The following is a 21,910-nucleotide window of genomic DNA, read 5'->3' as shown; positions in this document are numbered from 1 at the left end:
CGGTCTGGGGCGGCGGTCGCGTGGACGGTGGCCGCGGGCTGGGCGACGACGTGGATGGTGGCAGCGGGCGATGCGGTGACGTGGACGGTAGCCGCAGGCCGGGCGGTGATGTGGGCCACGTGACCAGCGCCACGCCGGATAACGGGGCAAACACCCTGCCGACGTGACATTCGTCATCCCTCCGGCATCCCCGTGCTGTCCAACTGCGATACGGAACGCGGCATATGGCAGTGGCGGATGGCGAAGCGGCGCACCTCACACCATTCCGTTGCGGCGCCGACTACCGCTATGGTCCCCGACGGTGGGTCGAGGTCCCTCGCCCCCGCCGTGCCCTCGGGGGGAGGGAAGGAACCCAGGACAATGCCCGTACCCGTACCGCGGCAGAGAGCGATCCCGGCCGTGGAGTGTGGTCAGGCGCAGACCGCGTCCCACGGCGGCGGCCCCAGTGGACACGGGGCTCCTCGCAAGGAAGACCCGGCCGGCAAAACCGTCGAGAACGCCACCAACACGAACCTGACCCTGCTGCTGATCGAGGACGATCCCGGCGGTTCGCCGATCGTGCCCGACCTGCTGGACCAGGCCGGCAACCCGATCCGCATCCGCACCGCCCGCAACCTCACCGAGGCCGGGCGGCTGCTCACGGACGACGTCCACTGCATCCTGCTGGACCTCGCGCTGCCCGCGCCGGGCCGGTCGGGAGACGGTGACGACGACGAGCTCGTCGTCCTCAAGCACGTCCTGGAGCTGGCACCCCGGCACGCCGTGCTCGCGCTCACCGCGTCCGGCGACGCCGAGCGCGGTGCACAGGCGGTCCGGGAAGGCGCACAGGACTACCTCTTCCGGGACGAACTGGACGGACGGCTGCTGAGCCGGGCGATCCGGTACGCGGTCGAACGGAAACGTTCCGACTCGGCCGAGCGGAGGCTGGCGGAGGGCCGCGTACGTGCCCAGGAGAACCGCCGGCTGCAGCGCGGGCTCCTGCCCACTCCCCTGCTGGAGGGGTCCCCGCTCCGGTTCGCCGCGCGCTACCGGCCGGGCCGTTCGCGGGCGCTGCTCGGCGGTGACTTCTACGACGTCGTGCGCACCCCGGACGGCACGGTGCACGCCATGATCGGCGACGTCTGCGGGCACGGGCCCGACGAGGCGGCGCTCGGCGTGGAGCTGCGTATCGCCTGGCGGGCGCTGACGCTGGCGGGGCTGTGCGGGGACGAGCTGCTGGGCACGTTGCAGCAGGTGCTGGAGCATGAGCGGGCCGACGACGAGATCTTCGCGACGCTGTGCACGGTGGATATCGCGCCGGACGGGCGGCGGGCCGGGATGTGTCTTGCCGGGCATCCCTCGCCGTTGGTGGCGAGTCCCGGGCGGGCTGTGCGGGTGCTGCCGTATGACAACAACGGGCCTGCGCTTGGGTTGCTGCCGGGGGCTCGGTGGCCGCGGATACAGGTGGAACTGGGGGCCGAGTGGAGTCTGATGCTCTATACCGACGGGCTGATCGAGGGGCATGTCGGGCAGGGGCGGGAGCGGCTCGGGCAGGACGGGATGGTGGAGATGGTGCGGCGGCAGCTTGGTGCGGGGTTGCGCGGGGAGGCGCTGTTGCAGGCGGCCGTCAATGAGGTGCGGCAACTCAACGGGGGCGAGTTGACGGACGACGTGGCGGTTCTGCTGCTGGATCGGGTGGGGTGAACGGCAGCTCGCCGTTGGGAGTTGCTGTCGTACGCCGACTGCGGGCTTGTTGTGGTTGATCGTGCCCACGCGGCGGAGCGGCACATCGATACGGCCCCGCGCCCCTTTGGGGCGCTCCCCTCAGGGATGCTGAATCAGCGGCCGCCGTTCCAGGGGCCGTAAGGGCCGTCGCTGCTGGAGCCGCCGCCCTTTCTGCTGCGGCCGCCGCCAGGGAGGCTGCGGATGGCGGGGCGGACGTCGACCATGTACACGATCGTGGCGATGAGGCCGATGATCGGCAGGAACGACAGGATGTTGAAGATCAGGTTCACCACGAAGGCGAGCCCGAGGATGAGCAGCCAGAACGGCTTGGTCTTCTTGTCGGCCGCGCGGTAGGCGTCCTCGCGGCGAATGGCGGCGTCGAACAGCGCGAAGCCGCTGAAAACGATCAGAGCCATGCTAATAAGCCACATGAACCCCGCGAAGCCCTGCATCAGCACTACGTCCACCACCAGACTCGGCTTGATTCCTACGCGGTCACCGTACCCGCAACCTCGGCGCCGCTACCCGTAGAACGGGCCGGACACCTCAAGGGTGCCCGGCCCGTTCACCTATGCCCGCTGTGCCGTCGCTCACTTCGCGGGCGGCGTGGTCTTCTTAGCGGTGGTCTTGGCCGTGGTCTTGCGGGCCGGAGCCTTCTTCGCGGCGGTCTTCTTCGCGGGGGCGGGCGCGGCCTTGGCCTGGGTGGGCGCGGCCGGCTTCTCCTCCTCCTTGACCGCGACCGGCTCGGCCTTCGGCTCGACGGCCACGGCCAGCTCCTCGATCTCCTCGGCGGCCTCGCCGCGCCAGGTCTTCACGGTCTGCTCGCCGTGCTCGGCGACCTTCTCGTAGGTCTCGCGGGCCTTGACGGCGTACTCGGCTGCGACGCCGACACCGCGCAGGGCGAAGTCCTGGGCACTCTCGCCGAGCTTCTTCAGGTCGGCGTCGAGCGTGCTGCCGAGCTTCTTCAGGTCGCCGTCGAGGGAGTCGAGGAACTCGCCGACCTTGGTCTGGACGGTCTCCTGCGTCTCCTTGACGCGGGCGGAGGCCTCCTTGGCCCGCGCGCTCGCCTTCTCCTGGACGGCCTTCGGGTCGGTGTTGCGGACGGCCTCGAAACGGGCCGGGGCCTCACTGCGCAGCTGCTCCACCAGGGCGGGCACCTTCTTGGCCTGCTGCAGGGCGAGGTCGGCGGTGCCGGCGGCGAAGTAGAGCGGCGTGGGGTCGCTGAGGGTCTTGCGCAGGTCGTCGGTGATGGCCATGGGGCGGTCCTCCCGGGGTCGTTTCGCTTGAGGGTTTTGGGTCCCGCGGTCAGCGGACCGGCTGGGTGCTGTCGTACGCGTTCATGATCATGTCCGTGCTCATGTCCGATGTCAGCCGGTCGTCTGGTGCGGGTCGGCGTCGCTGCCGCCGGGCGTGCGGGAGCCGGGGTGCGCGGTGGTGCTGTCCGGGCTGTCGCCCTGAGCGTCGTACGCAGCGCCTTCCGCGTTCTCGTCGGGCCCGGTGTCCGCCGTGGCGGTTCCGAAGCCGTTCTCCTTGCGGAAGGACTCGTAGATCTGGAGCAGCACCTGCTTCTGCCGCTCGTTGAGCGTGGGATCGGCGAGGACAACGGCGCGCGTCGCACCTCCCCGGAGGCGCTCCTCCCCGTCGCGCTCGGCGTCGAGGATGCCGGCGCGCACGTAGAGGGTCTCGGCGGAGATCCGCAGGGCCTTGGCGACCTGCTGCAACACCTCCGCGCTCGGCTTGCGCAGCCCGCGCTCGATCTGGCTCAGATACGGATTGGACACCCCGGCGGCGTCGGCGAGCTGCCTGAGCGACAGCTGCGCGTTGCGCCGCTGTTCGCGCAGGTACTCACCGAGATTGCCGACGTTGAGCGATGCCATGCCTCCAGGGTGCCCCCTTGCGCTAACTATTGCAAGCAGGCGCTTGCAAAAGTGCGCCACGCCACGAACCCCTTGTGACTGAGGCTGAGCACGTGTCCTGTCTCTGTGATGTCCGGGCAGTCTCGGAGATCTCCGGGCATGTGAAGCGTCGTCTCGGTCATGTCCAGGCAAGTTGCGGGGTGTCTCGGTCTTCTCCGGGTACGACGGACCCGGGCCTTCTACGGTCGTAGCGGCTGGGGAGCGACGTCGTAGCGGAGGCCGGGGTGGCGGGACATGAGGGTGTGCCCGAGTCCGCGGAGGGCTTCGAGGTCGAGTACGTCACGGGGGCGGGGGTCCGGCGGCGGGGCACGCTGAGCGAGCTTTGGCCGGTCCGGTTCGAGGATGTCGCGCCTGAGCGACGGTTTCCGTCTTTTCGCGGGCAGGGCAACTGGTGCGGCTGGTACTGGTCGGCAACCTGCGGCGATCACGTGGGCTACGAATCGTGGCTGGAGCGGGACCGGCTGGTGCTCCTCGACTTCGATCCGCTGGTGACGGGCATGGCTTCGCAGCCGTTCCGGCTGTCGTGGACAGGGCCGGCAGGCAAGCGGATCCGGCACACGCCTGACTTCTTCGTACGCCGCGCGGACGGCACGGGTGTGGTGGTCGATGTCCGCCCCGATGACCGGATCGAGCCGCGTGACGCGGTGAAGTTCGCTGCGACAGCGGCAGCCTGTTCGCTGGTGGGCTGGGACTTCTGGCGGGTGGGGACCCCGGATGCGGTGCTGATGGCGAATGCACGGTGGCTGGCCGGCTACCGGCATCCGCGGGTGCACCGCCCGGACGTCGCGGCCCGTCTGGTGGAGGTGTTCGCCGAGGAGACCGCACTGCTGGCCGGGGTCCGCGGGGTCGGCGACCCGAACGTGGTGCTGCCCGTGCTCTATCACCTGCTCTGGCGCCGGGTTCTGGCCGCCGACCTCGAAACGGCACTGCTGGCCATGGGGACGACGGTCTGTCTGGCCGACGCGATGGCGGGGGGTGGCGGTGCCGACGCATTCGCGACTGCTGCGGGTGGGTGACACGGTCCGGTTCGACGGGCGTCTGCACACAGTGGTCGCTTTGGAGGGGACTGCGGTCCGGCTTGTCGACGAGGCTGTGTCGGCAAGCGTGGTGTTGTTGCCGCACCTGCTGATGTCCGACGGGTTCGAGGTGGTCACGGCCGCCTCGCCCCGCATGACGGTTCCCGCCTCCGCGGTGCTGGAGGGCCTTCCGCCCAAGGCGGTTGAGCGGGCGGAGTGGTGGCAGCGGCACCTGGTGGAAGTGCTCACCGGCCGGCCTGCCCATGCCCCGGACGGGCCGGTAAAGACCGAGTACGACCCGCAGGTGAGGTCGCTGCGGCAGCGGGAGCTGGCCAAGGCCGCCGAGATCGCGGCGTCCGGGACGGCGGTGTCGCTCACGGTGCTGCAGGACATGCGGGCCCGCTTCGAGCGGGAAGGGATCCTCGGCCTGGTCGATCCGCGGCTGCGGACGGTCCCGGACGGCACGGGCCGGGCCGACCGGCGGGTCGTTGCGGCCCTGCGGCAGGTGGTGGACGGGCAGACCGGCAAGTCCACGGTGTCCGCTCAGGTGCTGCGGCGGCGGATGGAACGACTCGTGGAGGCCGAGCACGGTCCTGGAGTGCCGCTGCCGTCGCGAGCGACGTTTTACCGGCTGCTGGCTGCGGTCACGGCCGGCCGGCACACCCTGGGCTCGGCCCGCACCCGTCGGTCACTGGCCAAACAGTCGGACGGCATGTTCGGGCAACTCACCGCCTCCCGGCCGGGTGAGGTCATGGAGATCGACTCAACTCCGCTGGATGTTCTGGTCGTTCACGAGGACGGCACGGTGGACACCGTCGAGATGACCGGCCTCGTGGACATCGCGACCAGGACGCTGGCGGCAGCCGTCCTGCGGCCGTCGACGAAGGCGGTGGATGCCGCTCTGCTGCTGGCGCGGGCGATGACGCCGGAACCGATGCGGCCGGGCTGGGCGGAGGCACTGCGCATGTCACGGTCGGTGCTGCCGCACGCCTCACTCATGGCAATCGATGAGCGTCTGTCCAAGGCCGCGGCCATTCCGGTGATCACGCCGGAGACGATCGTCTGCGACCGCGGCAAGGCCTACCTCTCCGACACGTTCCGGGCGGCCTGCAGGTCACTGGGCCTGAGTTTTCAGCCCTGTCACCCCGACACTCCTACGGACAAGCCACACATCGAGTCGACACTGGGCTCAGTGGCCACGATGTTCACTCAATACCTCCCCGGTCACAAAGGACGCAGCACCGAGCACCGGGGCACTGATCCGGCATCCCAGCCGCTGTGGTCGATCCACCAGCTCCAGGAGCTGCTGCAGGAGTGGATCGTCATCTGGCAGAACCGCCCGCACGACGGGCTGCGGGACCCGTTCATGCCCGAGCGGGCGATGAGCCCGAACGAGAAGTACGCCGCCCTGGTCGCCGCCGCCGGCTACGTCCCGGTCCCCCTCGGCCCGCAGGAATACATCGGTCTGCTGCCCCGGGAGTTCAGGGCGATCAACTCCTACGGCGTCCGCATCCGGCATCGCACCTACGACAGCCCCGAGCTGACGCCGTTTCGACGGCAGCCGTCGGGCACCGGACCGGGTGGCAGGCGGTGGGAAGTCCGCTACGACCCCTACGACATCTCCCGCGTCTGGGTACGCAATCACCGCGAAGGTGGTTGGATCACCGCGCTCTGGCGGCACCTTCGCACCACACCGACCCCGATGGGCGAGCTGGCCTGGGATCACACCCGCCGCGTCCTCGCCGAGCGCGGCACCGATCCGGTCACCGAGCAGGAGATCGCCCAGGCCGCGGTCGACCTGCTGGACCGGGCCGCCGACGGACCCCAGGAACCGCCGGCCAAGGCCTCCCCGCGCAGCCGCAAGGACCGCAAGGTCGCTGCCCGCACCCGCACCACCAGCGCTCCGTCCTGGCCCCGGCCCGCACCCGAACCGGAGACCGAGGAAGCCGAGACGGAGCCGGAGAACGACAGTCACGAGACCCTCGCGGACGTCGTCCCACTGGGAATCTTCGACGCCCGCAAGGAGGCCGAGACATGGTGGTGAGCACGCCGGAGCCCGAGGGCCGTGACGTCGCGGACCTGGCGGGGCCCCGTCGTGATCCCACCACACAGCTCACCGGCTGGCGGCAGTTCGTCGAGGCCGATCCGACGGCCTTCGCGCTGCTGTCCGAACAGCGGTGGCGTTCGCTCGGCCCGGCGGATCAGGAGCTCTATGACGACGCCCGGGTCCTCTATCACTCCGAACTTCAAGTCGTACGCACCTCGGCCGTCCGGGAAATCGCCCACCAGGGACGGCTGCTGACCCTGCTCAACCAGCGCGAGTCCGGCGCCCGGCGCGGACTGATCGTCTCCGGGCGGCAGACGACGGGCAAGACCACCGCGCTCAAGCAGCTCGGGCGCCTGCACGAACTCCGGGTCCATCAGCGCTACCCGGGGGACGACCGGATCCCCGTCGTCTATCTGACCGCCCCGCCCAAGGGCTCACCCCGCAAACTCGCCATCGAGTTCCCCCGCTTCCTCGGCCTGCCCTCCGTCTCGGCCCGGCACAACACGATCGACATCACCAACGCCGTCTGCCAAGTCATGATCGAGGCGCGCACGGACCTTGTGCTGGTCGACGAAATCCACCTGATGAATCACGGCACCGTCGCCGGCGAGGACCTCTCCGACCACCTGAAGTACTTCACCGAACACCTCCCGGCGACCTTCGTCTATGCGGGCATCGACGTCGAACAGTCCGGGGTCTTCACCGGAGTTCGCGGCCGGCAGATGGGCGGCCGCTGCGTCCTGGTCCGCACGGGACCGTTCCCGCGCAATGCGGAGTGGCGGTCGCTCATCGCCACCATGGAAGACACCCTGCGGCTCCACCGGCACCAGCCGAAGACCCTGGTGAACCTGTCCGACTACCTACACAAACGCACCGGCGGAATGATCGGAAGCCTCTCCCACCTGATCCGCGCCGCCGCGATCTCCGCCATCCTCGACGGAAGCGAGCGCATCACCCAGGACCTGCTGAAGAACACCCGGATCGATCACAACAGCGAGTCCGTGTCCGGTTCCGGAACCGCCTCCCGCCGGAAGGCCGGATGAGAGAGCCGACCGACTACTGGCTGACCAGGCCCCTTCCCCGCCCACTCCCGCCGTTCCCGCACGAAAGCGAACGGTCCTATCTGGAACGGCTGGGCGCCACGAACGGAATCCGGGCCGAAAGGGTGCTGGCACAGAGCTCCTGGCTGGAGTCGCGGCAGGACTACATCGAGCGGCTCGCCATCGTGAGCGGCCAGTCCTGCGAAACCCTCCTGCACGCGATCCCCCAACTCGGCCAGGAACACTGGCCGTTCCTCGCCGATCGCCCGGACTTCTCCGTGAACGCCCCTTGCCGGTTCTGCGTCGCCCGCCGGACGGGAAGTTATTCCCACTTCTCAAGGGTCTCGGTCTGGAGCTCTCGTTTCCACGATCAGGTCTGTCTCCGGCACAAGATCTGGACCGGTCGATCAGCCGAGAACTACATGCAACAGGTCGACGTCACCGACCTCCCTGACGTGATCCAGGCGCAACGGCGGCACTACCGGCTCCTGCGCAGACACGGACACGTCGTGCTCAGCGCCTGCTTCGAGCACTGCTCCGACCTCTGGGACGCCGTCGTCCGACGCGGATACCGGCCCAGCGACCGCCGCCGCCGTCTCGACACCCTGGGCACCAGCCACCCCGAAGTCTGGGACCCTCGCCGCTACATCGCTGTCTATCCCGAGGTCGTCGCAGCCACCGCGCTCTACGCCTCCCCTCACTGGAGGAAGCTCGCACGCTCCGAGGACAGCGGATACCTCCGCTTCCGGGCCGAGTTCATCCGTCAGCTGCCACAGGAACGGATCCTTCGCAGGAGCAGCAAGCCGTGGTTCCTCAAGGAACTGGGAGACACCGCTCTACGCATCGAGGACGCCATAGCGGCAGCGCTTGCCTGCGGGTCTTCAGAGAGCTCGGGAGATCCAGCCGGGGAGCTGGATCTCCCAAAGTGCAAGGTGGCCTCCACCTACCTCAAGTACGGTGACTCGGCATGATCGAATCCGAGATTGAGATCAGCGAGGATCTGGTCCGCGACCTGCTTCGGGAACAGCATCCAGACCTGGCCGAGCTGCCCATCCGCGAAGTGGCGGGCGGCTGGGGCAACCAAATGTGGCGCCTCGGTGACGAGTTGGCCGTCCGGATGCAGCGGATGGACACGAGCCCCGATCTGCAGCTCAAGGAGCGCCGGTGGCTGCCGACTCTCGCAGCGCGCCTGCCGCTGCCGATTCCTGTCCCCCTGCGGGACGGTGCGCCGTCCGAGCGCTTCCCGAAGATCTGGACCGTCATGACATGGGTCGAGGGCACGCCGCTGGACCACGGCTCGATCACTCGCGGCGACCACGCGGCCGAGACGCTGTCGGACTTCCTCAGGGCGCTGCACGTGGAAGCGCCCACCGACGCACCTACCGCTTCGGACTTCGGCGCTCACCCCAAGGACTGCACGGACGGCTTCGAACACTTCTTCCAGGACGTTGCCCCTGCCGACCTCGCCGACGAGATCCGTGAAGTCTGGGGTGAAGCGGTGGCGGCCCCGGGGTGGGAGGGCCCACCGGTGTGGGTGCACGGCGACCTGCATCCCGCGAACGTCGTCGTCGCGGACGGGACACTGGCGGGTGTCGTCGACTTCGGCGCGCTGGTCGCCGGCGACCCGGCGTGGGACCTCGCGGCCGCCTGGCTGCTACTCCCCGCGGGCGGCGCCGCACGGTTTTTCAACAGCTACGCACAGGCGGACGAGGCAGCGGTGCGACGGGCGCGCGGACTGGCCGCGATGAGGAGCCTGTTCCTGATGGCGATGGGCCAAGCCGGGGATCGCGGCCTGCCTGGCGGCAAGCCGAACTGGGGGCCCGCAGGCCGGTCCGCACTTGATCGTGTCCTGAAGGGCCTTTGACGTCGGCATGGATCGACTGGGCCTCCCCGGCGGCCATGCACTCGCTGACAGGAACCGATGCAGCCCGGCCATTGGGACCGCGGTCTGAGAATCTCGGCGACGGTCCGGGCTGTCTCGAAGTCGAGCAAGTTACGGATGCAGCCACAGTAGGACAGCTACCCGGAGCAAACTGAGACGATCCCAGATCCGGACGTCTCAGAGTTCTCCGGGCACCCCAGGTCAGAGGGCCCCAGATGCCCGGACCTAGCTGAGACAGGACACTGAGGCTGAGCACGATAGGTGTCGTATTTGTGTCCGCTGTCATCCAATCGAGTCGTTTGACAGCGAACCCAGTCGTTTTGGCTTCCTTGCCAGTGAACCTAGTCGTACGGGGCGAGGGAGTGGGGAGGCCGAGTGGCCGTACCGGCTGGGGTGGATCTTGCGGAGACGTACGTCGAGCTGTCGTACGTGGACGCTGTACGTGAGCGACGGCGGCGTCCGCTGCTCGACTGTGTGACGGCCAGATTCGAGGACGTGGCACCGGTGCGACCGTTTCGCTGGTCGCGTGGTGAACGTCATTTCCCAGGCTGGTATTGGGCGTCAACGACCGGGCAGCACGTGGGCTTCGAGTCGTGGCTGGAACGCGACCGGCTGATCCTGCTGGACTTCGATCCCGAGGTGGTGGGGATTTCCTCGCAGCCGTTCTGGCTGCACTGGCATGACGGCGAACGAGAGCGTCGGCACGCTCCGGACTACTTCGTACGCCGCGCGGACGGCTCGGCGGTGGTCGTTGATGTCCGGGCGGACGGCCGGATCGAGCCGAGGGACGCCGAGGCGTTCGAGGTGACCCGTTTGGTCTGCGCCCAGGCCGGGTGGGGGTTCGAGCGGGTCGGGGAGCCGGAAGCGGTGCTGTTGGCAAATGCCCGGTGGCTTTCGCGCTACCGGCATCCCCGGTGCCTTCGCGGCTCGGAGGCAGAGCGACTCAGGGACGTGTTCGCGGCTCCCGGCCCGTTGATGGCCGGCGCGGACGCGGCCGGTGACCGCCTCGCCACGCTGCCCGCGCTGTTCCATCTTCTGTGGCTCCAGGAGCTGGCCGCTGAAGAGATGGCGGCTGAGTTGCTGGGCCCGGACACGGTCGTGCACCTGGCGAACGGTGGTGTCCTGTGACGGGGAGAGGGCAGCGGGTGCCTCCGACGGCCAGGATTGCAGAGTTCCCCAAGACCGCTGCTGAGCAGGCGCGATGGTGGGAGAGGCACATCCTGGAAGTCCTGGACGGCTCGCTTCCGGATTCTCCCGAGGGGACGGTGCCTCGTTCGGAGTTCGACCCGAAACGGACCTCGCTGGCTCAGCGCGAGCGGGCCAAGGCGGCAGAGCTGACGGCGGCCGGGCACCCGATGACGGCCAGCGGGATCAAGCAGCGGCGCCAGCGCTACCAGCGGGATGGGCTCGTGGGGCTCGCGGATGGGCGAGCGGCCAAGCAGATGCCGGAGTTCGGCCGGGTCGCCCCGGCGGTGATCGAGGCGATGCGGCAGGCGATCGCCGAGACGGCCGAGGCGTCGTCGAAGACGATCGGTTTCGTGGTCTGGCGGACGACTCAGATCTTGGCGGACCGTGAAGACGCAGAGGGTATTGAGATGCCGTCGCAGCGCACGCTCTACCGGCTGTTCGACAAGCTGGCCACCGGCACCCACGCGACAGGTTCGGCGACCACGCGCCGTTCGGTGAACGCGCGTCCGGCCGGGCCGTTCGGAGAGGTTCCTGCCTGCGCGCCGGGCGAGTGGGTGCAGATCGACTCCACGCCGTTGGACGTGCTGGTGCGGCTGGACGAGGGCATCGCCGAGAAGGTCGAGCTGACGGGAATGGTCGACCTCGCGACCAGGTCGCTTCCCGCCGCAGTGCTGCGGCCGACAACGAAAGCGGCCGATGCTTCTGCTCTCCTGGCCCGGAGCATCGCCCCGGAGACGATGCGTCCTGGCTGGTCGGATGCTCTTCGGATGTCGAGGTCGGTGATACCGCACCGGCGTCTGCTGAACTTGGACGAGCGGCTGCAGCACGCGGCTGCGAGGCCGGTGATCGTGCCGGACACGATCGTCTGCGATCACGGCAAGGTCTTCATCTCGAAGAACTTCCGTGCGTCCTGCCGCTATTTGGGCATCACTCTTCAGCCGACTCACAAAGCGTCCCCCTTCGAGAAGGGCGCGATCGAGAAGACTCTGGGTTCCGTGGCCACGCTGTTCGCACAGTTCGTCGCGGGCTACACCGGCCGGTCGACGGACCGCCGCGGCCGGGGCCTGGAAAACGGGCCACTGTGGTCACTGCCCGAGTTGCAGAGCCTGCTGGACGAGTGGATCGTCGCCGTCTGGCAGAACCGGCCGCACGATGCACTGCGCGACCCGGACTCGCCGAAGCGGGCGTTCTCGCCGAACGAAAAGTACGCGACGCTGCTGGAGTCGTGCGGCTATGTTCCCGCCCCGCTCAACGGCGAGGACTACGTCGAGTTGCTGCCCGAGCGCTGGCAGGCGATCAACGCCTACGGCATCCGGATCAACCACCGCACCTACGACGGAACCGAGTTGGGGCCGTTGCGCCGCCAGCATTCCGGAGTGGTGGAGAAGAAGGGCCTGTGGGAGATCCACTACGACCCCTACGACGTTTCCCGGATCTGGGTACGCGACCGCCGCAACGAGACAGACCCGTGGATCACGGTGTTTTGGAAGCACTTGCGCCGCGTTGGCGTCCCGTTCGGAGAGCTGGCCTGGGACCACGCCCGCGCGCAGGTCCCGGGCGGGACCGAGGAGCAGATCGCCGATGCTGCCGCCGCACTGCTGCGGCGGGCCCACGACGGTCCCGCCGCGGAGAAGAGCCGCCCGGCCAAACGCTCACGGCGTGACCGACGGGTCGCCGCCCGCACCCGGGCCACGGCCACCGACCGGCCCGTTCCTGATCCGCCCGCCGCCGAGCCCACACACGACGAGGAGACGGACACCGAGGTGGCCAAGGTCATCCCGCTGGGCCTGTTCGACCCGCTTTCCAACCCCTGGAGGCGCACGTGACCATCTCCGAACCAGCGTCCCGGCACCTCTCGTTGGACGAGGCGGATGCCGAGGCCAACCGGCAGTTGACCACTCTGGAAGGATGGCGGAAATTCCTTGATGATCCGCCCGCGCCGCCCGTGCTGCTGACTCCGGCAGAGCTAAAGCGGCTGCCGGAGAACGAACGGGCTCTCTACGACGAGGACCGGCTCGACCATCACGCCCGGATGCTTGTGGTCTCCACCTCGTTCGTCGAGAAGACCGTGGTCTGCGGCCGCCGGCTGGTCCTGCTCAACCGCCACGCGGTCAGTGCCCGCCGCGGCCTGATGGTCTCGGGGCTCCCCGGAACGGGCAAAACCAGCGCCATCACCCAGCTCGGACGCGCGCATGAACTCCTCGACCGGGCCCGCCATCCCCAGGTCGCCGACCGTATCCCCGTTCTCTACATCACGGTCCCTCCTGCCGCGACCGCCCGCATGGTCGCTGCCGAATTCGCCCGCTTCCTGGGCTTGCCCGTCCGGTCCCGGTCGAACATGACGGACATCATCGAGGCCGTGGTCGGCGTCTGCACCGATACCCGCACCGGTCTCGTGCTCGTCGACGAAATCCACAACGTTTCGCAGGTCACTCGGGCCGGCAGCGAGGTCTCCGACACCTTGAAGTACTTCTCTGAGCGGATCCCCGCCACGTTCGTTTATGCGGGCATCGGCCTCGAAACCAGCGAGCTCCTGGCCGGCACGCGGGGCGCCCAGATCTCGGGCCGTTTCACCCTCGTCCCCACCCGCCCGTTCCCCTACGGCGATGAGTGGAAGGGACTGGTCGCGACCCTGGAGGACACCCTGCTCCTCCACCACCACCCGCCGGGGAGCCTGGTCAAGTTGGCCCGCTACCTCCACGATCGGACTGCCGGGATGATCGGAGCCCTATCGCACGCGATCCGGGGAGCCGCGATCGACGCGATCCTGAGCGGGACCGAACGCGTGACCAAGGAAGGACTCGCCGCGATCCCTCTGGACCATGCAGCGGAGAGCCAGAAGAAGCCGCTCAAGAAGGCGACCAGGTGATCAGCGGCCCCTCCGCGAAACCTCAGACGTCGTGAGCACCCCTCACCTCGCGGAGCACCTGGTCCCTCTCCCTGTCCGCGTTCGCCCCCGCCCTGGGGAGTCCGTTGACTCCTACGTCCGCCGCTTGGCCCTCGCCAACCATCTCAAGCCCAGCTACCTGCGCAGTTACCTTGCCGGGCCACCCGACTACGGGCCCGGGAAGCGCCCACGCCCCGACCGGCTCGCCGCCCTAGCAGGACGTGAACAAGGCATTCTGGAACGGGCCTTGCTTGACCTGGTGCAGCAAAAAACCGGCGCCTCCGAAGAAGCCCAAGCGCAGCTTCACAAAGGCCGCGGACAAACCCGCGCTCTTCACGGCGATCCGACGAGACGCCCAAGCTGAACAGCTGCCGGTCTCGCACCTGGCGAGACGTCACCGTGTCAGCCAGGCCACCGTCCGGCAGGCTCTGAACTCGCCCACGCCACCGCCCCGCAAGAAGCGGCCTCCCATCGTGGGCCCGGCCAAGGAACGGATCGGCCCGCTGATCGACACCATCCTCGATGAGTACGCCGCTGCCCACACCGCCAGGGCGCCACCATGAGAGTGATCTGGGAAAAGCTGCTGGACGAACACCATGTCACGGCCGCTTACGCCACCGTCCACCGCTACCTGACCAAACATCCGCACTGGAGCCCGGACACCTTGGTCCGGCAGCCCAACACGCCCTCAGGAGACTTCCTTGCAGCGGCCCAACTTCCCTTCCAGAGCAACGTGATCAAGCACTATCGGGCGCTACTGACCGCAGTCCGCCGAGACCCGAAACGGCATGGACTCGACGGCTCCTACGCCACGACGACAGCTTTCGTCCTCGGCCTCGACGCCGGCAGCTCGTGGAGCATGCTCACCGGCTTCCAGGAATGGCTCGTCGTCCGACTCGGCAAGGGACACGACCTGACCTGGCCCGTTCTCGTCCGCCACCTCACCCCTGGAGGCTGGACCCACCCGCTCTCCGCGCAGACCGACGTTGCCGCGGTGACTACGCTCTACCGGCTCATCGGGGAGTTCTTCACCGCACGAGAGCAGCCGGACGGTCTCGCCCGGATCTTCCGGAACTACCAGTCCTGGGCGATCACCCAGGACTGGTACCACCTCGCGGAGGCAGCAGACCAGGACTGATCGTTTGACATCCAACCCAGTCGCCCCAGGCCAGGGCCTCGCACCGGACTAACGCGAGCCCTGCAATGTCGGCGGAGAATCGCTTGGCCAGTGCTCGGCGGAGAGATCATCATGTGGCAATGTCTGAGAACCGATCCTCTGTGGCACCGACCGTGATGCGGCTCCCCCAGTACACCAAGGCGGACCAGGAAGAGATCCTTGGCAACAGCGATGATCCCTTCGGTGTCGCCTCGACCGGTCTGACCTGGCTGCCGAAAGAAGAACACTTCGGCATCAGACACGAAGACCGGCTCGTGGCACACGCTGGCCTTCTGCGACTGCCTGTCGCGGTCGGCGGCGCCGCGACAGAGGTGGTGGGCGTCGGCGGGGTGGCCGTCGCACCCAGCATGCAAGGCCATGGCCTGGCTCGGCTCGTCGTCACAGCTGCCCTGGAGCACGCCCGCACAATGGGTCCTCAGCACGCACTCCTGTTCTGCCGGCCGCCCCTCGTGTCGCTCTACAAGCGCCTCGGATGGCACCCGCTCGACAACGACGTACTCGTCGAACAACCCGAAGGCCGCCTGGTGACCATGCCGCTGCGGACTATGGTGACGCCCCTGCGCGACGACGCCCGCTGGCCCTCAGGACCAGTACAGCTGTTCTCGCTCCCTATGTGACGGAGGGCCATCCAGCACGGCGACCAGGGTTCACCCATGAGTGTCGGGTCTCGGTTACGAACCCAACCCGCCTCACCTGATCGTTTGCCAACCAATCCAGTCACCGCAGGTCAACGAGAACAGAACGACTAACTTCACTGTCAAAGGACAATTTTGCACGACAACTGTCGTCATCCGCGTCCGGCCTCCTGGTGCAGGTGCTTTGGGGCCAGCCTCCGCGAGTCGCCGAGAAACGACGTTGTCGGTGGGCTCTGCCAGGGTGTGCGACGTGGATGAATTGGTGGAGCGTGTCGACGGTCGAGATCGCGTGCTGGGGGTGGTCAGCCGTCGGGAGGCCATCCGGGAGGGTTGGCTGCACCGGGTCGCCGTGACGGTGTGTCGTGATGAGCGTGGGCGGATCCTCATCCACCGGCGGTCGGAGCAGGTGTCGCGCTTCCCCGGGCTCTATGAGGTCGAGGTCGGTGGCGCCGCAAATGTCGGCGAGTCCTATGAACAGGCCGCCGCGCGGGAGCTGGCCGAAGAGCTGGGCATTCGTGCGCTGCCGCGCCTGCTGTTCACGTTCATCAACCGCAGCGGCTTGAGCCCTCACTGGCTCGGCGTGCACGAAGCCGTGGTGCCGGACGCCGTGGTCCCCGATCCCGATGAGGTCGCCTGGCATGGCTGGCTGACCGAGCCGGAACTCGACTCGGCCCTGTTGGAGTGGCGCTTCACCCCCGACAGCCACGAAGCCTTCAGCCGGTATCTCGCGTTCCGGAGCGCGCAGCCCTGACCTCTGGCTGGGATGCCTGCTTGCGGCCAACGCGCCTTGTAAGAAGGGATGTTCGTGATAGGGAGTACGGATGCTTGGTCGACTCCCGCTCGTTGAGCAGCTCGATAGCTTGCGGTCCGTGCTCTCTCGGAACGAGGTTCTGACCGACGTGATGACCAGGGCGGCGACGTTGGAACTGCCCGGCTGGTATGTGACGGCGGGGTGCCTGTTCCAGACGGTGTGGAACGTGGTCACCGGCAGGCCCCCGACCAGCGGCATCAAGGACTACGACATCTTCTACTTCGACGGCACCGACCTGTCCTGGGAGGCAGAGGACGCCGTGATCAAGGCAGGGCAGGAGGTGTTCGCCGGGCTGCCGGCCGAGGTGGAGATCCGCAACGAGGCCCGTGTGCATCTCTGGTACGAGCAGAAATTCGGCGTGCCCTGCCCGCCTCACGAATCCACCGAGGCGGCGATCGACTCGTTCGCCGCGACGACGTGCTGTCTGGGGGTGTGCCTGGACCCCGGCGGTGGGTGGCGCGTCTATGCGCCCCACGGGCTCTCCGACGTGTTCAACCTCGTGGTCCGGCCGAACCCAGTGCTTGCCCCTCGGCAGGTCTATGAAGCCAAGGCAGCACGCTGGAGAGACGAGTGGCCGGAGCTCACGGTGCTGCCGTGGCCGAGCTGACGCTCTGATGCGAGTGGTCATGCGGCGAGTTCCTCTCCAGCGGGCCAGTTGTCCTTGACGGCAGCCCGGAGTAACTGCGAGATCCATGCGGAGATCCGCAGGAGGTGCTAAGAGCCCGGTCGGCATCGTGCAGTCGCTGGACGAGTGGAGTCAGACGCTTCCGTGCTTCGGGCGGGTCGGCAGCTTAGAGAAGCTGCGAGGCGGTGTCCAGGACGACCCCGGCGCCAGCGAGCCCGCGGCGGTGCGGTTTAGGGCTTGGAGGGCGTACAGCCACCGTCATGTGGCGAGTAGCGCGGTGTTCCTGCCGTGGTCCTCGTCTTTCAACTGGCCGTCGGAGCCTCGGCTTCGGCCTGTCGGGCACGCCGCTGCGCGCGTACGCCAGTGCCAGACCTATCCGGGGCAGACCAGTCCGGCTCGTCCCCGGGGTCCTTCGTCGCCACCTTGGTCACCTGCAGCCCGGCGGCCCTGCCACGGGTGTGCTGACTGGTATCGCATGTCAACAACTGAACGTCGCGGCCTGCCAGGCCCTGGATGGCCACGGCTCGGTCGATGATCTCTACGTCGGGGCGGTCCAGGCGCACGTGGCCGGGGGGATCGAGGACAATCTCCACGTTCACCCTGCCGCGGGTCTCGCCGTCCAGGACAGTGTGTTCTCCCTCATGCAGCATCCCGTATGTGCCGCCGTCGAGAAGGCCGAGCGTGTGGGCGGCACGCCACCGGGCCCGCTGCTTACTGGCGTCCTTGAGGTCGTCCAGTTCGTCGACCACCACGATCGGGAACAGCAGGCGCACGAACTGCCAGCGCGGGACGTCGAGAATCTCGTGCAGGTCGGCATCGGCCAGCTTCACAGCGTTTTGGATGTAGAAGCTGGAGTCAGCGACGACGAAAACCTCCCGCTGGCTCCACCGGCCGATCTGCGCGTCCAGCGAGGCCACAGCCGCCTCGAAGGCCTCGATGCGTTCGGCCACCTCCAGTTGCACCAGCCCATTCACGAGGCGCTGCTGGGCGGTGCCGGCGAGCGTGCCGCAGCTGCCCAGCAGGGCGCGGTAGCGGTCGGTGAAAACGAGCTGGGCGAGGTCCCGGTCGCTGATCTGGGAGCGCAGCATCCGCGCGGACTCCGTGGCCCATTCCAGATACGTCAGCAACCCTTCGAAGGCGCTGCCATACGGCCGTTGCAGGTTCATCGCCGTGGTGTGGACGCCGCTGAGGAACCTGGCGAATGTTCTTCCGGTCGGCGCCCCGGCGGGGTGTGATGAGCATGCGCCGATCATGGCAGCGCGGACCGCGGGTACGCCTGGGGTTTCCGACATCGCCGCCCTTCAGCAGCACGACCGCATTCTCAAGTAGTCACTCAGCGCTACACGCCACCTGGCAGTAGCCGTACGAGAACAGGGCCATGTAGCCGGATCGGGCCATGCCGCCTCCCCGGTGACGCGGCGCGGCCCGGACGGCGAGCACGACCCAGCCAAAGACGCCCTCACCGAACCGCACTGCCGACTCGTCAAGATCACCCCGTGGCAGCATTGGGTTCATCTTGCCGGAAACCGCACAAATCTGTTTGGCCTTGCGAGGAAGGCAGCCGCATCCTGTGCGGTATGGACGAGGAGACCGATGCATCGGACGACGTACTGAACCTTCGCCGACCCGTGCACGAGCACCACGAGGTCGCGATTCTCGGCGGAAGCCATGAAGACGACCTGACCATCGCCGGCGGCTACTTCACTGCGGGCGAGCTTGCCGCTACGAAGTTCTTTGAGCAACCGGACGACGGCCTGGCCATCCCAGTCCTCTACCTGTACCGGCACAGCATCGAGCTGAGCTTGAAGTGGCTGATCCGAGTCGCCGCCCGCTGCGCCGTACGGGACGGCTACGCCGGGCAGGAGAACCTAGAGCCGGAGCGCGTTGAGGCGCGACTGCGGAGCACGCACAACGTCAGGAAGTTGGCAGAGTGCCTCGACCGGTACATGAAGGAACTCAAGCATTTCGGCCGGGATAACAAAATCGATCCGGCGACATGGAAGACGCTGAAGTGGCTGGACACCGAGGATCAGACCGGCGAAGCATATCGGTACGCCGTGATCGGTAGCCGCAACCCGTCCCAGGCCCGTCCGGTGCAGGAAAATATCAACTTCTACGATCAGGTGAACGCATTGCACCGGCTGGCCATCTCACTCCAGCACGTCTACTCAACAGCTCTGTACGACTACGAACAGTTCCAGCTGCAGGGTTTCTGACAGCTTGGCGGCCCGCGTGCGTGGCCGACGGACAGAAGCTCGACCCCCAACCGCCGTAACCCCAGCCATTGAAGATCTCTAGGTGATGGGGGCCGACCGCACGAGAGGCCAGCCCCCATCACCAGCCGCGCATGCCTGACGAGCCGGTCGGAAATTGCGGGACGGTTTCGGGCTGCGGCGCCGTAGATTGGCACTATGCCCGATTTTGCGCATGACGAGGCCACGGCCCGGCGCGCGCTCGACGTCATCGACCAGCTGCTGGGCCGCCCGCGACCGGATGGCCTCCGGAGTGGGCGGCATCGCCTTCCTGCGCGAACACGAGGCAGTGGCACCGGTCGCGTGGAGCTGGTGGATGCTCATCTCGGACTCCGCCCGCGTGGTGGCGGAGGCGGCCAAGAACGGCAACGGGTTCGTCGTCGCGCCGGTCATGCGGAACCTGATGACGCACGCGGTGGCGATGGCCTGGCTCGTCGACGGCGGCGACGCCGCGGTGCAGGCCGTGGACGCCTACAGCGACGACCAGCTCCTGAAGCTGATCACCAACGCGAAGCGGGCGGGGTGGGATGTCGAGGGAGACGAGGTCGAGGTAAAGGTCCGTGCCGCGGTCGACGAACGCACCGCCCACCCAGACCTCGAGGTCGTACGGCTGACGAACGAGATCCGCAACACCGTCGACCATATGGCGGCGTTCGGGGAGCAGGAGGGCTATCTGCCCTACCGGCACCTCAGTTCCTACTCCCACACCACACGAGCGACGGCGCAACTGTATCTGCATCCCACGCGGGCCGGCGGCTGGGAACTGCGCAACAAGCCCAGGGAGAGCGGCCTGAACGACGTCATTTGGACGGCCGTCTGCCTGATCCAGGCCGGCCGGATCCTCGACTCCATCCTCGGCGAGCAGTTGCTGGCCGAGGAGCTTGACCAGGCCACCGCGCACGTCGGTGTCTCTGGGGACATCGTCCCTCGGCGTCGCCCCCGCCGGGGCGCCGCCAACTGACTTGGGCGGCGCCCTGCTTTGGCGAGCAGGGCGCCGATCCCGTCGCCGCAGCGGGACTGCGCCATATCGGAGCGCGCATATCGACGCCGCCTCGCCTGTGCGGATCCTCCAGGTCGGCACCGCTTCACCAGCCGCCTGCGGCCCTCGACGCTCAGGGGCGCATTCGCGTGGGGCACTCGTCGTCCTCTCGAAGTCAGACGACGGCAGGCGCGACACCTATCGTGCGCGCCTGCCGCATTGCGGCCTTTCAGCCCTTCGGTGCGACGCGGATACGGTTCCCGTCAGGATCTGCCGCGAGGAAGGTCAGCCCGAACCCCGCATCATGAGGCTCGCGCAGGATCGTGACCCCCTTGGACTGCCACTGCTTGAAGATCGCGTTGAGCTCGTCGGGTCGTCCACCGTCAATGGCCAGGCAAACCTCACTGGTGCGCGGGACGTCCGGTGACAGATCCTCGAACTGGCCAGACCACAGACCGAGGTCAGCGCCTGGCCCGAGGTCGAAGGTGATGTATCCCGGAGTCTCGAACGAGGGGCTCATGCCGAGGAGGTCGCCGTAGAAACGAGCTGCGGCGGGAGCGTCGTTCACGTAGACGATGGACACGACGGATGTGGTCATGATCGTTCCTTTTCACAGGTCGTAGGTACGCATCCACCAGCCTGACCGGGATATGCGCCGCATCGTGTCGCAATTCCTGAAAAAATTGGTGCGTGACCCCAGACCGCTTCTTCGCCCTGATGCTGCTCCTCGAATCGAGGGATGCCGTGACTACACAGGAACTTGCCTCGGCGCTCGGGGTGTCCCTTCGCACCATCACCCGGGACTTGAACTGGCTCCGTGACGCCGGTCTGCCGGTGACCGCACACCGGGGCCGCCTCGGAGGCGTGACCATGCTGCCCGGATCCGGACTCGACCTCACGCGACTCACACCGGGCGAGCGTGATCATCTGTCGCTCACTGGGCTGGATGAGAAGCAACGTGCGGAGCTCAACGTATCGGTTGAAAGCCAGCGCGCGCTCTCCAAGATCGTCGCTACACAGTCACAGCGAGTTCGGGAGCTCCTGCCGCTCACCGACGTAGTGCACGTGGACAGCCGTCCCTGGCGTCAGGCACGAGCTTCCGGCACGACTCCGGCTTCGCTGATCGGCGCAGTGCGGCGAGGTCGCCGGCTACGGATCGAGTACGACAGCCCACGCGCGTCATGCCCACGCGACCTGGTCGTGGATCCCTACGGGCTGTTCGCCAAGGCCGGCATCTGGTACCTCGTCGCCGACTGTGCCCGAGTGCCACGGATGTACCGACTCGAACGGATCACGACGTGGAAAGAAGTCGACCAGCCACGACGGATCCGCGAGAGCCAGACCCTGGCCACCGTCGCCGCAGCGCTCATCGATCAGTGGGAACACGACCACGCGATAGAGGTCAGCGCCACCATCGACCAGACCCAGATCGAGCGGGCGCAACGGATCTTCGGCCTACGACTCGTCCGGGACGACCATGAAGAATCCGCCACCGGCCACAAGGTAACGATCCGCTTCCTGCATCTGGAGGACGTGCGAGCACTACTGCCGTTCGGGAGCGCCATCACAGTGCACGGCCCCACCGAAGCCAGGGCTCACCTCCGCGACCTCGCCACCAATCTCGCCCACCACTATGCGCCGTCACCAACGTCCTGACCCGCAACAACTAGCCCCGTACTTCGCGGGTCACTGATTCAGGTCTGTGGCCAGCGGGTTCGTGTGACTTCGATGCCGAGGAGTTCGAGGAGGTG

At 67.7% G+C, this 21,910-nt stretch carries 22 protein-coding genes and 1 pseudogene; 18 read left to right on the top strand and 5 right to left on the bottom strand.

Translation table 11 applies throughout. The annotated features are described in order from the left end of the window. Window positions 1-360 precede the first annotated feature (360 nt). Window positions 361-1,683 (top strand): PP2C family protein-serine/threonine phosphatase, encoded by a 1,323-nt coding sequence (locus H8R17_RS35330; protein ID WP_187827301.1) that lies wholly within the window; start codon window positions 361-363, stop codon window positions 1,681-1,683. A gap of 134 nt (window positions 1,684-1,817) precedes the next feature. On the opposite strand, the gene H8R17_RS35325 is transcribed toward H8R17_RS35330, so the two are convergent. From H8R17_RS35325 to H8R17_RS35315, 3 genes are all read right to left on the bottom strand, one after another. Continuing rightward, window positions 1,818-2,156 carry a DUF2516 family protein gene (locus H8R17_RS35325; protein ID WP_187827312.1) on the bottom strand — a complete coding sequence of 113 codons (339 nt, stop codon included), beginning with the start codon at window positions 2,154-2,156 and terminating at the stop codon, window positions 1,818-1,820. 138 nt (window positions 2,157-2,294) lie between these two features. Then, window positions 2,295-2,960, bottom strand: a complete 666-nt coding sequence (locus H8R17_RS35320; protein WP_187827300.1) for a hypothetical protein — start codon at window positions 2,958-2,960, stop codon at window positions 2,295-2,297. A 111-nt stretch (window positions 2,961-3,071) separates the two neighbouring features. Then, complete coding sequence (locus H8R17_RS35315) at window positions 3,072-3,581, bottom strand: helix-turn-helix domain-containing protein (RefSeq protein ID WP_187827299.1); 510 nt, start codon at window positions 3,579-3,581, stop codon at window positions 3,072-3,074. Window positions 3,582-3,844: 263 nt separating this feature from the next. On the opposite strand from H8R17_RS35315, the gene H8R17_RS35310 reads away from it, so the two are divergent. From H8R17_RS35310 to H8R17_RS35250, 14 genes and pseudogenes are all read left to right on the top strand, one after another. Then, on the top strand, window positions 3,845-4,636 hold the full coding sequence (locus H8R17_RS35310) for a TnsA-like heteromeric transposase endonuclease subunit (protein ID WP_187827298.1): 792 nt from the start codon (window positions 3,845-3,847) through the stop codon (window positions 4,634-4,636). Further along, on the top strand, window positions 4,602-6,680 hold the full coding sequence (locus H8R17_RS35305; RefSeq protein ID WP_187827297.1) for a Mu transposase C-terminal domain-containing protein: 2,079 nt from the start codon (window positions 4,602-4,604) through the stop codon (window positions 6,678-6,680). Before H8R17_RS35310 ends, H8R17_RS35305 begins: the two co-directional genes overlap by 35 nt. Continuing rightward, window positions 6,671-7,726 (top strand): TniB family NTP-binding protein, encoded by a 1,056-nt coding sequence (locus H8R17_RS35300; RefSeq protein WP_187827296.1) that lies wholly within the window; start codon window positions 6,671-6,673, stop codon window positions 7,724-7,726. Before H8R17_RS35305 ends, H8R17_RS35300 begins: the two co-directional genes overlap by 10 nt. Continuing rightward, on the top strand, window positions 7,723-8,694 hold the full coding sequence (locus tag H8R17_RS35295) for a hypothetical protein (RefSeq protein ID WP_187827295.1): 972 nt from the start codon (window positions 7,723-7,725) through the stop codon (window positions 8,692-8,694). The genes H8R17_RS35300 and H8R17_RS35295 overlap by 4 nt, the downstream gene beginning before the upstream one ends. Then, complete coding sequence (locus H8R17_RS35290; RefSeq protein WP_187827294.1) at window positions 8,691-9,587, top strand: aminoglycoside phosphotransferase family protein; 897 nt, start codon at window positions 8,691-8,693, stop codon at window positions 9,585-9,587. Before H8R17_RS35295 ends, H8R17_RS35290 begins: the two co-directional genes overlap by 4 nt. Window positions 9,588-10,034: 447 nt before the next feature. Beyond that, the gene (locus H8R17_RS35285; protein WP_399477699.1) at window positions 10,035-10,733 is read left to right on the top strand and encodes a TnsA-like heteromeric transposase endonuclease subunit; all 699 of its coding nucleotides are present in this window, start codon (window positions 10,035-10,037) and stop codon (window positions 10,731-10,733) included. A 356-nt stretch (window positions 10,734-11,089) separates the two neighbouring features. Continuing rightward, window positions 11,090-12,619: a transposase family protein gene (locus H8R17_RS35280; protein ID WP_223125868.1), complete on the top strand. Its 1,530-nt coding sequence runs from the start codon at window positions 11,090-11,092 to the stop codon at window positions 12,617-12,619. Further along, window positions 12,616-13,662: a TniB family NTP-binding protein gene (locus H8R17_RS35275; protein ID WP_187827291.1), complete on the top strand. Its 1,047-nt coding sequence runs from the start codon at window positions 12,616-12,618 to the stop codon at window positions 13,660-13,662. The genes H8R17_RS35280 and H8R17_RS35275 overlap by 4 nt, the downstream gene beginning before the upstream one ends. Then, window positions 13,616-13,894, top strand: a pseudogene (locus H8R17_RS49490) (hypothetical protein); the annotation flags it as partial. The gene H8R17_RS35275 and the pseudogene H8R17_RS49490, both read left to right, overlap by 47 nt. A gap of 7 nt (window positions 13,895-13,901) precedes the next feature. Then, window positions 13,902-14,243 carry a hypothetical protein gene (locus tag H8R17_RS47720; protein WP_262505738.1) on the top strand — a complete coding sequence of 114 codons (342 nt, stop codon included), beginning with the start codon at window positions 13,902-13,904 and terminating at the stop codon, window positions 14,241-14,243. Next, window positions 14,240-14,818, top strand: a complete 579-nt coding sequence (locus tag H8R17_RS35265; protein ID WP_187827289.1) for a hypothetical protein — start codon at window positions 14,240-14,242, stop codon at window positions 14,816-14,818. Before H8R17_RS47720 ends, H8R17_RS35265 begins: the two co-directional genes overlap by 4 nt. A 119-nt stretch (window positions 14,819-14,937) precedes the next feature. Beyond that, window positions 14,938-15,474: a GNAT family N-acetyltransferase gene (locus H8R17_RS35260; RefSeq protein WP_187827288.1), complete on the top strand. Its 537-nt coding sequence runs from the start codon at window positions 14,938-14,940 to the stop codon at window positions 15,472-15,474. A 268-nt stretch (window positions 15,475-15,742) separates the two neighbouring features. Further along, window positions 15,743-16,243 carry an NUDIX hydrolase gene (locus tag H8R17_RS35255; RefSeq protein WP_399477690.1) on the top strand — a complete coding sequence of 167 codons (501 nt, stop codon included), beginning with the start codon at window positions 15,743-15,745 and terminating at the stop codon, window positions 16,241-16,243. 70 nt (window positions 16,244-16,313) lie between these two features. Further along, window positions 16,314-16,910: a nucleotidyltransferase family protein gene (locus H8R17_RS35250; RefSeq protein ID WP_187827287.1), complete on the top strand. Its 597-nt coding sequence runs from the start codon at window positions 16,314-16,316 to the stop codon at window positions 16,908-16,910. Between the two features lie 320 nt (window positions 16,911-17,230). Here the strand turns inward: H8R17_RS35250 and H8R17_RS35245 are convergent, their stop codons facing one another. After that, entirely contained in the window at window positions 17,231-18,094 is an 864-nt protein-coding gene (locus tag H8R17_RS35245; RefSeq protein ID WP_262505737.1) for a PIN domain-containing protein, read from the bottom strand. 411 nt (window positions 18,095-18,505) lie between these two features. Here H8R17_RS35245 and H8R17_RS35240 point away from each other — a divergent pair, with 411 nt between their 5' ends. Continuing rightward, the gene (locus H8R17_RS35240; protein ID WP_187827286.1) at window positions 18,506-19,144 is read left to right on the top strand and encodes a hypothetical protein; all 639 of its coding nucleotides are present in this window, start codon (window positions 18,506-18,508) and stop codon (window positions 19,142-19,144) included. A 211-nt stretch (window positions 19,145-19,355) separates the two neighbouring features. Next, on the top strand, window positions 19,356-20,141 hold the full coding sequence (locus H8R17_RS35235) for a hypothetical protein (RefSeq protein WP_187827285.1): 786 nt from the start codon (window positions 19,356-19,358) through the stop codon (window positions 20,139-20,141). 247 nt (window positions 20,142-20,388) lie between these two features. Here the strand turns inward: H8R17_RS35235 and H8R17_RS35230 are convergent, their stop codons facing one another. Beyond that, the gene (locus H8R17_RS35230) at window positions 20,389-20,757 is read right to left on the bottom strand and encodes a VOC family protein (RefSeq protein ID WP_187827284.1); all 369 of its coding nucleotides are present in this window, start codon (window positions 20,755-20,757) and stop codon (window positions 20,389-20,391) included. Between the two features lie 92 nt (window positions 20,758-20,849). Here H8R17_RS35230 and H8R17_RS35225 point away from each other — a divergent pair, with 92 nt between their 5' ends. Continuing rightward, window positions 20,850-21,815 carry a YafY family protein gene (locus H8R17_RS35225; RefSeq protein ID WP_187827283.1) on the top strand — a complete coding sequence of 322 codons (966 nt, stop codon included), beginning with the start codon at window positions 20,850-20,852 and terminating at the stop codon, window positions 21,813-21,815. The last annotated feature ends 95 nt before the right edge of the window (window positions 21,816-21,910 follow it).

The sequence above is a fragment of the Streptomyces sp. TRM68367 genome (genome assembly GCF_014495685.1).
Classification (GTDB): domain Bacteria; phylum Actinomycetota; class Actinomycetes; order Streptomycetales; family Streptomycetaceae; genus Streptomyces.
Note: the sequence above shows the minus strand (reverse complement) of the source record. Positions and strands in the feature narration are given on the sequence as shown.

Bases quoted from the DNA above. Each gene is read 5' to 3' on its own strand.
- H8R17_RS35315 (WP_187827299.1), bottom strand. From the start codon at position 3,581: ATGGCATCGCTCAACGTCGGCAATCTCGGTGAGTACCTGCGCGAACAG.
- H8R17_RS35295 (WP_187827295.1), top strand. From the start codon at position 7,723: ATGAGAGAGCCGACCGACTACTGGCTGACCAGGCCCCTTCCCCGCCCA.
- H8R17_RS35230 (WP_187827284.1), bottom strand. From the start codon at position 20,757: ATGACCACATCCGTCGTGTCCATCGTCTACGTGAACGACGCTCCCGCC.
- H8R17_RS35245 (WP_262505737.1), bottom strand. From the start codon at position 18,094: ATGAACCTGCAACGGCCGTATGGCAGCGCCTTCGAAGGGTTGCTGACG.
- H8R17_RS35325 (WP_187827312.1), bottom strand. From the start codon at position 2,156: ATGCAGGGCTTCGCGGGGTTCATGTGGCTTATTAGCATGGCTCTGATC.
- H8R17_RS35280 (WP_223125868.1), top strand. From the start codon at position 11,090: ATGCGGCAGGCGATCGCCGAGACGGCCGAGGCGTCGTCGAAGACGATC.
- H8R17_RS35260 (WP_187827288.1), top strand. From the start codon at position 14,938: ATGTCTGAGAACCGATCCTCTGTGGCACCGACCGTGATGCGGCTCCCC.
- H8R17_RS35235 (WP_187827285.1), top strand. From the start codon at position 19,356: ATGACGAGGCCACGGCCCGGCGCGCGCTCGACGTCATCGACCAGCTGC.
- H8R17_RS35240 (WP_187827286.1), top strand. From the start codon at position 18,506: ATGGACGAGGAGACCGATGCATCGGACGACGTACTGAACCTTCGCCGA.
- H8R17_RS35265 (WP_187827289.1), top strand. From the start codon at position 14,240: ATGAGAGTGATCTGGGAAAAGCTGCTGGACGAACACCATGTCACGGCC.
- H8R17_RS35250 (WP_187827287.1), top strand. From the start codon at position 16,314: ATGCTTGGTCGACTCCCGCTCGTTGAGCAGCTCGATAGCTTGCGGTCC.
- H8R17_RS35290 (WP_187827294.1), top strand. From the start codon at position 8,691: ATGATCGAATCCGAGATTGAGATCAGCGAGGATCTGGTCCGCGACCTG.
- H8R17_RS35320 (WP_187827300.1), bottom strand. From the start codon at position 2,960: ATGGCCATCACCGACGACCTGCGCAAGACCCTCAGCGACCCCACGCCG.
- H8R17_RS35330 (WP_187827301.1), top strand. From the start codon at position 361: ATGCCCGTACCCGTACCGCGGCAGAGAGCGATCCCGGCCGTGGAGTGT.
- H8R17_RS35300 (WP_187827296.1), top strand. From the start codon at position 6,671: ATGGTGGTGAGCACGCCGGAGCCCGAGGGCCGTGACGTCGCGGACCTG.